Genomic DNA, 6,535 nt, shown 5'->3' with positions numbered 1-6,535 from the left:
TAGTCATCTACCTCATTAAGTGGATTATATCAAAAAAGCACCCATAACTGGATGCTTAAAAAACATTATAAATATCTTATGGACTTTTTCAGCAGCCTCTGATCGTGTCGGCGTTGGATGCTTCGTTAACTCTTGTGGCAAGTGTGCTGCTTGCAAGGCTGGACAAGAACAATTTTGTGAAAAGGGTACTGTGATTGTCTTTGATTCTAAAGATTATGATGGAACTGTCACACAAGGTGGCTATTCACAAGCCATTGTTGTTAAAGACCACTTTGTTTTACACATCCCTGATGAATTGTCATTAGCGAATGCTGCACCATTATTGTGTGCTGGCATCACAACGTACAATCCTTTGAAACAATATAATATTGGCAAAGATAGTAGAGTAGCCATCATTGGATTAGGTGGCTTAGGCCATATCGCCGTTCAATTTGCTGCCAAAATGGGTGCTGATGTTACTGTATTTGGTCACTCAGAAAGCAAGCGTGAGGAAGCTGCAAAATTCGGGGCAACTGGTTATGAAATTTTAAAAGATACTGAAGATTTCCAACCTCTAGCTGGTCAATTTGATTTTATTTTAAATACTGTAGCCGTTGATTTAGATTTAAATAACTATATGCCATTATTGAAATTTAACGGAGTATTTTGTTACGTGGGGATTCCTAGTGATGAAATTCATCTCAATTTGTTCTCAATCTTTGGCAATCAAGCTAATTTGACTGCTTCAAATGTTGGTGGTATTGCTATGACTCAAGAGATGTTAAATTTTGCGGCTAAAAATGATGTTAAGCCTCAAATTGAAATGATTGGAATTGATGACGTACCAACTGCTTATCAAAATATTCTTGATAGTAAAGTTCATTATCGCTATGTCATTGATATGTCGACCTTGAAATAAAACTTATAACACGAGGAGGTTGTTAATATGCCAAATAAAAGAGCACAAAAAAACCACGATGAAATGTTTCCAAATCATGTCTCAACCTTAAAGAAGACTGACCCGGAGTTTATTGATATTTTTGACAACTTTGCATTTGATGAAGTTTTGCAACACAGTCAAATTGAGACAAAATTACGTCTGAAGGTAACTTTGGCCGCATTGATTGCCATGCAATGTCTCAACGAATACGAAGCAATGTTGACAGCTGCTCTAAATGTTGGAGTAACGACAGTTGAAATTAAAGAAATTGTTTATCAGTCAGTTCCATACGTTGGATTAGGGAAAACTTTTGACTTCTTAAATGGTACTAATGACGTGTTTGTAGAAAAGGGTATTTCAGTACCTCTAGAACCTCAAAGTACAACAACTCCTGATTCAAGAAAGGATGAAGGCTTTAAGACAGTTCGCCGTATTGTCGGTGGGACAGTTGATAATATGTTAGCCAATGCTCCAGAAAATCAGAAACATTTTGCAACATTCTTAGCCGATAATTGTTTTGGAGATTTTTATACTCGCAGCGGATTAGATGATAAAACTCGAGAATTATTAACATTTACAATGCTGATTTCTATGGGCGGAGCTGATCCACAAGTTAAAGGACATATTGCTGCTAATAAGAATGTTGGTAATAACAAACAAGTGTTAATTGACACTATTACCGTGTTGTTGCCATTTATTGGATATCCACGGACTTTAACTGCCTTGAATTTATTGAATGAAGTTATTCATGAAGATAAGGCTTAAATACTTTTTCTTGAATGAAAATCTATAAAATAACTAAAAATTGAAAGCTGTATAGGATGTGTTGTTGTTAGAATTCCGTCTCCAGTAGCGAGAAATATAGGCTGCGATGAAGATTGGTGTAAATCTTGGCGCGGTCTCGGTCCTCGATTTTGAACTTCACGAAAACTATGTGAGTTTCAAAAGTCGTCTCGTGGCGTAATAACGAGCAGAACACTGCCGTGTCACACCCGCAGCAGGTAAATATCCTCGGCCCTTCCGACTAGATTTTTTTTAATTATAAAAAATTTCAGAGACTAAAATGGTGAATTAAAATGGATACTAAGCAAATGAAGGCAATTTTAGAATTATCTAAAACCCTTAATTACAGTAAAGCTTCTAAAAATTTATTTATTTCACAACCAACTCTAACTTATCAAATTAAAAGGGCAGAAGATGAATTAGGATTTATGATTTTTAATCGTACACATGCTGGAGTGCAATTAACAGATAGTGGGTCAAATTTTGTGATTGAGCTACGTTCAATTTATCTCAGTCTTTCGGATGCAATTGAACAAGAAAGAAACCTCTCAAATAGCTTGGGAAAAACTTTAAAAATTGGATTACCTAATAGATCCTCGTTGATTTTACTACCCGATGCTATTAAAAAAATCCATCGGATTTATCCTGATATATCTATAATTCCCATTTTTTCAAAAGACATGGGTGTTAACAGGTTCCTTGACGAAGGGACTGATATACTGTTCTTATTTGGTAATCAGATAAAAAAAACAGCAGATATTCAAAAGTATCCACTGTTTAGAAGTAATGTTTATTTAGTTTGTCGTAAAGATGATGAACTCGCAGAACTAGAAAATGTCTCAGCTGAAAATTTGAATCATCGTAAAATAATAATTGGATCCGAATTCTACGATGAATTTAGAACTATAAGGGAAAGCTTGACTCAATTTGAATCAATAAATGTTCGAAATAGTCCCAACTTTGCATCTACCTTGATACAAGTTTCCAGTAGTGAGGATGTCGCTTTGACATTTGGCTTTATGAATAATCAAAATAATGAATTTAAATGGATACCATTTAAAAGTGACATAGAAGTACCATGCTATCTGGTTACCCACTCTTCGGACAATAGAAAGTCTACTAAGAAATTTATAAATTTATTACAAAAGCTATATCAAACTAGTGACGTTCCACTTTAGAATGCGTCAGTCTTCGTATGTGGTTGATATGGTGCTTCCAATGATTTAATTTCGTCATCATCAAGTTTGATATCAAGAGCCGAAACGGCTTCTTCGATATGTTTAACAGCGGAAGTACCAACAATTGGTGCAGTAATGAATGGCTTGCTAAGCATCCAAGCCAATGATTCTTGTGCCATTGAACGACCGTGTTCCTTAGCTATTTTTTCTAGATTATCAACAATTGGTTTATTTAAAGCGGCATCTTTGCCAAATACCATCGGTGTAACATCATCATTTTGAGTACGGTGAGTAACCGTACCCCAAGGGTGTGCACAAAGACCGCCAGCAAGTGGACTCCAAGGCACAACGGCCATTTTACGATCTTGTGCTAATGGTAAGATTTCCCTTTCTTCTTCACGCATAAGCAAATTATATTGTGGTTGAATTGAGGCAAATTCTGTCCAACCATGGCGCTCAGCAATTTGTTGCATACGTTCCAATTGCCAAGCCCAAATGGTTGAACAACCAATATACCGAGCTTTACCGCTTTTTACAACGTCATGTAGTGCTTCCATGATTTCTTCCATTGGAGTGTTTGGATCTAGACGGTGGATTTGATATACATCAACGTAATCCATCTGTAATCGTTCAAGACTGTGGTCAATTTCGCTTAGAATTTCTTTTCTTGATAAACCATGACCATTAGGATGGCCCTCGCGCATTTCCATATCAACTTTAGTGGCTACAACAATATCGTCTCTATTTAAACCATATTCTTTGATAAATTGTCCGGTCACTTTCTCACTTGTACCAAGTTGATAAACATTGGCTGTATCGAAATAGTTAATACCTAAGTCGATTGCCTTTTTAAAAATATCCTTTCCTTCATCAAAAGTTTTTGCCCAAGGGAATAAACCATTTTCTTTGCCCGGTTTACCAAAGCTCATCATACCTAAGCAAATTCTTGATACATCCATACCTGTATTACCGAATTTTGTATATTCCATAATAATTGAATCCTCTCTTTTCCTCATTCTAACTACAACTCAATTTTAAGGGATTTTGAGGCAGGTGCTTAATAGATAAATTTAATTATGGATTCAAAAATTCAATAACGTGTAATCGCTTTATATGCATAATATATAACATTTGATTTAATGAATTATAAATTAAATTAGGAGAGTATTATGAAAAAAAATAAGCATCAGAATTCAAGGAAAAACATATTTAGCTGAATTAGAAGAGTCAGAAATCTCAAATGAAATCCAAAAGCAATTTCCTTTGAACTTAAAACTGAATCGAAGTGGTTCAAACGAGTACTATAATTCCTTGCCTCAAGGAGTCAAATTGACGGCAAATGGAACCAGTCAGGTTCAATCAGGATATATTTATTATTTTGCAGGAAGTAATGCTTTTTCATTAAATTTTGCGGATTTAAACATTTCTCCGTATGAAGTGATCGAAATAGGACATGTGGTTGATCAATCTCTGATTGAAATGTTATCTAATGGTCCAAAGTCCATAGACGTTGATATCACGCTGCTATAGTAAAAGGGAGATAAATAATGATGAATGTATTTGAAAAATTACGAAAGGGTCAATCGTATGATATTCGTGATAAGCAATATCAAACAGAGGTCCATGGTGAAATTGATAGATGTAACGATATTTGTTTCGATATTAATGCTACAAGGCCCAGTAATCGTGAAGGAATATTAAAACTTGAAAATGAATTACTGAATAATCAAATGAAAAATGGAACTTTTTTTACTCCGCCAATGTATATAGACTGTGCTAATCGTGTATTTATTGGGAAAAACGTATACGCAAACCACAATCTTACTATGATGTCCGTTGGGACAATAACTATTGATGATGGAGTAATGATGGGGCCAGGAGTCGGACTATTTACCGATAATCATGAACCTAATAATATTAGAACAATTAGTACAAAAGAAATTCACATTAAGAAGAATGCTTGGTTAGGAGCACGAGTAAACGTGGCTCCTGGAGTAACTATTGGTGAAAATTCAATAATTGGAACTGGTGCAGTAGTTACGAGAGATATTCCTGATAATGCTGTCGCAGTCGGTGTACCAGCAAAAGTTATTAAATATATCAAGTGAAGCAAAGTAAATTAGACCTGTAGTCCAAAATAGGATGGGTCTTTCCATCTCTTCTGACTAATTTTTTCTAGATAAAATGTTACATTGTATCGCACCGATTATGTATATATTTGATATATTAAGGCTTAGTTCACAGCAATGGCTTTGTGATTATTTTTGTAATTGACGATAAGAAAATAGCAGTTGTTATTCACCGGAAAATATTCCATGAAGTGAAAAGCAACTGCTTTTTAAATGCTTTAATTTAATTTTCAACTTGTTCAGACTTATGAGAAGCAATTACACGATTTAAAATAATTGCAGTAACTAAGGATAAAATGGCAAATACTGTGGCACCATAACCAAGACTTAAAAGACCACCCCGAACGAGGACAACTGATGCAGTGGCCGAACCCACGGAAATACCAATGTTAAAGAAGATAGCATTGAGGGATGATGCTAGTAATGTTGCTTGTGGATAATCTGCTTCGGCTACATCAAGGAAATGGATTTGAATAGGCGAGTTAACTACCGAAATAATTAAGGTCAGCATTAGAAAGAGGCCAAATCCCGTAACTTTGTTGCCCATTGCCATTGGCATTAGTAATAGCAAGATAATGTCGGCAATGTAAAATTTTGGCATAGATTTCAACCCGCTTTTTTCGGCCACTGAGCCGGATAGTCGATTGCCTAAAATGCTCATGATTCCTAAAGCAAACAACAACCAATTTAACGCTGTGGTTCCAAAGCCTAATCCATTTGTAAGCAATGGTCTGATGTACGTATAGTAGGCGTATAAAGCTGCGGCTGAGAAGAGAATCAGGATGGAGCCAAGGTAAATTCGTTTGTCAGTCAATAATACCAGTTGGTCTTTGATACCACCTGGAGTTTGGGGAATCTTTCGTGGCAAAATAAAGGCCATAACGATGCATGTTACTAGACTCAAAATAGAAATTAAGTGGAAAGCCACATGCCAGCTAGTTGCGGTACTAATGGCCGATCCAATAGGGACACCAACAACGGAAGCAATACTGAAACCAACTGCTAACCATGAAATCAACATTGCTCTTTTATTTCTGGGTGCAATGTCATTAGCAAATAGAATAATCAATGATTCAATCGAACCTGCAACAGCGGCTGTGACCATCCGAGAAATTAGGAACAACCAATAACTAGTTGTAAAGCCACTCCAAGTATTTCCGATTAAGAAAAGCACTAAGAGTACCATCAGAGTTTTGTAACGGTTAAACCGGTTGGTAAAAATCGTTATCAAAGGAGTACTAATCGCATAGACAATGGCAAAGATGGTTACCAAATAACCTGCAGTCGCAACAGTTACACGTAATGAACTAGCAATGTCCGAAATAACACCAACCACCATAAATTCATTACACCCCAGCATAAAAGCCACGAGCACCAAGGCACTAGCTTGCCAGCGATACTTGTTCATTGCAAATCCCCCCGTCAAAAATAAAATATTTTCTTCTATAACTAAAGGTCGAAAGTTTAGTTAAGTATGCCGTTTCCAGAGCTGAGAGTATTCATTTGCTGCGCGGAACGGTTCGAGC

At 36.1% G+C, this 6,535-nt stretch carries 7 protein-coding genes; 5 read left to right on the top strand and 2 right to left on the bottom strand.

Annotated features, from left to right (window positions below):
• Positions 1–19: 19 nt before the first annotated feature.
• The 3 genes from FFM71_RS11930 (at position 20) to FFM71_RS11920 (ending at position 2,880) form a co-directional block, all read left to right on the top strand.
• Positions 20–898 (top strand): NAD(P)-dependent alcohol dehydrogenase, encoded by an 879-nt coding sequence (locus FFM71_RS11930; RefSeq protein WP_137612379.1) that lies wholly within the window; start codon positions 20–22, stop codon positions 896–898.
• 27 nt (positions 899–925) lie between these two features.
• Positions 926–1,684, top strand: a complete 759-nt coding sequence (locus FFM71_RS11925) for a carboxymuconolactone decarboxylase family protein (RefSeq protein ID WP_137612378.1) — start codon at positions 926–928, stop codon at positions 1,682–1,684.
• Between the two features lie 311 nt (positions 1,685–1,995).
• A complete protein-coding gene (locus tag FFM71_RS11920) occupies positions 1,996–2,880 on the top strand; it encodes a LysR family transcriptional regulator (RefSeq protein WP_137612377.1) in 885 nt (294 codons plus the stop codon).
• Here the strand turns inward: FFM71_RS11920 and FFM71_RS11915 are convergent.
• Complete coding sequence (locus FFM71_RS11915; RefSeq protein WP_137612376.1) at positions 2,877–3,869, bottom strand: aldo/keto reductase; 993 nt, start codon at positions 3,867–3,869, stop codon at positions 2,877–2,879. The genes FFM71_RS11920 and FFM71_RS11915 overlap by 4 nt on opposite strands.
• 190 nt (positions 3,870–4,059) lie before the next feature.
• On the opposite strand from FFM71_RS11915, the gene FFM71_RS11910 reads away from it, so the two are divergent.
• Complete coding sequence (locus FFM71_RS11910) at positions 4,060–4,410, top strand: cyclophilin-like fold protein (protein ID WP_137612375.1); 351 nt, start codon at positions 4,060–4,062, stop codon at positions 4,408–4,410.
• 20 nt (positions 4,411–4,430) lie between these two features.
• The gene (locus FFM71_RS11905; RefSeq protein WP_137612381.1) at positions 4,431–4,988 is read left to right on the top strand and encodes a DapH/DapD/GlmU-related protein; all 558 of its coding nucleotides are present in this window, start codon (positions 4,431–4,433) and stop codon (positions 4,986–4,988) included.
• 244 nt (positions 4,989–5,232) lie between these two features.
• Here the strand turns inward: FFM71_RS11905 and FFM71_RS11900 are convergent, their stop codons facing one another.
• Positions 5,233–6,417: an MFS transporter gene (locus FFM71_RS11900; protein ID WP_137612374.1), complete on the bottom strand. Its 1,185-nt coding sequence runs from the start codon at positions 6,415–6,417 to the stop codon at positions 5,233–5,235.
• Between the last annotated feature and the right edge of the window lie 118 nt (positions 6,418–6,535).

The organism is Companilactobacillus huachuanensis (assembly GCF_005404815.1).
Lineage (GTDB): Bacteria > Bacillota > Bacilli > Lactobacillales > Lactobacillaceae > Companilactobacillus > Companilactobacillus huachuanensis.
Note: the sequence above shows the minus strand (reverse complement) of the source record. Positions and strands in the feature narration are given on the sequence as shown.